General features: G+C 66.5%; 3 protein-coding genes. 1 reads left to right on the plus strand and 2 read right to left on the minus strand.

From position 1 onward, the window contains the following. Nucleotides 1-418, minus strand: a 418-nt coding sequence (locus EN994_RS29810) for a DNA gyrase modulator (protein ID WP_281060214.1), incomplete at its 3' end; no start/stop codon positions are given. A gap of 166 nt (nucleotides 419-584) precedes the next feature. Here EN994_RS29810 and EN994_RS29815 point away from each other — a divergent pair. Then, nucleotides 585-1,001, plus strand: a complete 417-nt coding sequence (locus EN994_RS29815; protein ID WP_013532348.1) for a VOC family protein — start codon at nucleotides 585-587, stop codon at nucleotides 999-1,001. A 23-nt stretch (nucleotides 1,002-1,024) separates the two neighbouring features. On the opposite strand, the gene EN994_RS29820 is transcribed toward EN994_RS29815, so the two are convergent. Next, nucleotides 1,025-1,774 (minus strand): FAD-dependent oxidoreductase (locus EN994_RS29820; protein WP_164746345.1); only part of this gene is annotated, 750 nt, incomplete at its 5' end.

Here is a 1,774-nt window from a genome sequence, read left to right on the forward strand (position 1 = left end):
GCGCTGCCGCTTCCGCCGCCAATGCGGCTTCCTTCAACTGGTCTGCCGACACTTCGGTGGCGTCGAACAGGTCGAGATCGCGCGTCTGTTTGGCGAGCAATGCCGGATCGGCCAGCCCTTGATAGGGATCCTGCGGCGACACTTTCGCCATCGCCACGGCGCGCTCGGCCAGCGTTTTCGGGTCGGACGCCGCTGTCGCCGAGACACTCGCCACGCGGCCGCCGACGAAAACGCGCAGCGCCACATCCTCGCTTTCGGAAGCTTCGGTAGCCTCGACCTTGCCGAGACGCACCGACACACCGGTCGAGCGGCCGCGCACGGCCACCGCGTCGGCGGCATCGGCGCCGGCCTTTTTGGCAGCCTCGACCAGGGCCGCGACGCGGTCGGTCAATTTTGCTGCGTCTGATATGTCGGTCATGCCTGAAATCCTGCTGGTGCGGCCGGTGTGCGGCCGTTGCCCACCCATCTATTGTTCCGGTCCGGCTTGTGCAATGGCATAGGCTTCAATCAAAATGCAGGGCGGACGGTTCAAACCGCGAACCCTGTGACGCAAAATCGGTTCGCAGCCTGCACGGAGCATTTCGATGACGCCTTTCCATCTCGCCTTCCCGGTCCGTGATCTCGATGAAACCCGCGTTTTCTATGGCGAGGTGCTGGGCTGCGCGATCGGCCGCTCGTCAGCGACCTGGGTCGACTTCGACCTCTACGGTCACCAGATGTCGGCGCATCTGCGGCCGCAGGCCGCACAGGCCCCCAGCGACGGCAAGGTCGACGGCATTGTCGTGCCGATCCCGCATTTCGGCGCGGTGCTCTTGATGGACGACTGGCAGCGCCTGGCGACACGGCTGGAGGCGCGCGACGACATCGACTGGCTGGAACGGCCGATGGTCCGCTTCAAGGGCGAGCCCGGCGAACAGGCAACGCTGTTCATCCGCGACCCCTCGGGCAATGCCTTGGAATTCAAGGGCTTTCGCTCGCTGGAGCAGGTTTTCGCGCACTAGCTCAGATCGAGGGCATCCATCGATCAACGGCCGAAACGGCCCGCCGCGAAAGGTGCGAGCCGAGCCGGATCGCCGCGTCCGCCGATCAAGTCGGCGACCAGCCGCGCGGTGATCGGAGCCAGCGTCAGGCCGAGATGGCCGTGCCCGAAAGCATGAATTACGCGGGAGCTGCCGCGCGAAGCGCCGATGACCGGCCTGGAATCCGGCAGGGACGGCCGGAAGCCGAGCCATTGCGAGGCAGGCGAGCCGAGCCTGGGAAAAATTTGCCTGGCGCCACGGTCAAGCAGCGCCAGCCGGCGCGGATTTGGCGGCGCGACCAGGCCGCCGAGTTCGACGGTGCCGGCGACCCGCAAGCGGCCAGCCATCGGCGTCAGGTAGAAACCAAGATCGACGGGACAGACAGGTCGGTTGAGCAGCGGCGCGTCGGTCTGGAATTCCAGATGATAGCCGCGCTCGGTCTCGAGCGGAATCCTGTCGCCGGCCTGCGCGGCCAGTGCGCGCGACCGTGCACCGGCGGCGATCACCACCGTGCCAGCCTTGATGCGAACGCCGGGTCCGCTGAGCTGCACACCGTCAGCCTCGACCTGCAGCCCGGTGATCTCTGCCTGCTTCACCGATGCACCACGGGCACTCACCGCGCCCAGCAACCGCCGCATCACCATTGCCGGATCGGTGACATTGATCGAGTCGGGAAAATACACGCCATGCGCTGCTGTCGCCGGCAGGCCCGGCTCAAGCGCCGCCACCTCTTCGGGAGTCAGGACCTCTTGGTG

The organism is Mesorhizobium sp. M7A.F.Ca.CA.002.09.1.1, assembly GCF_003998555.1.
Lineage (GTDB): Bacteria > Pseudomonadota > Alphaproteobacteria > Rhizobiales > Rhizobiaceae > Mesorhizobium > Mesorhizobium ciceri.

What these genes read in the sequence shown, in the direction of transcription:
- EN994_RS29815 (WP_013532348.1), top strand. Translation starts at nt 585, where the DNA reads ATGACGCCTTTCCATCTCGCCTTCCCGGTCCGTGATCTCGATGAAACC.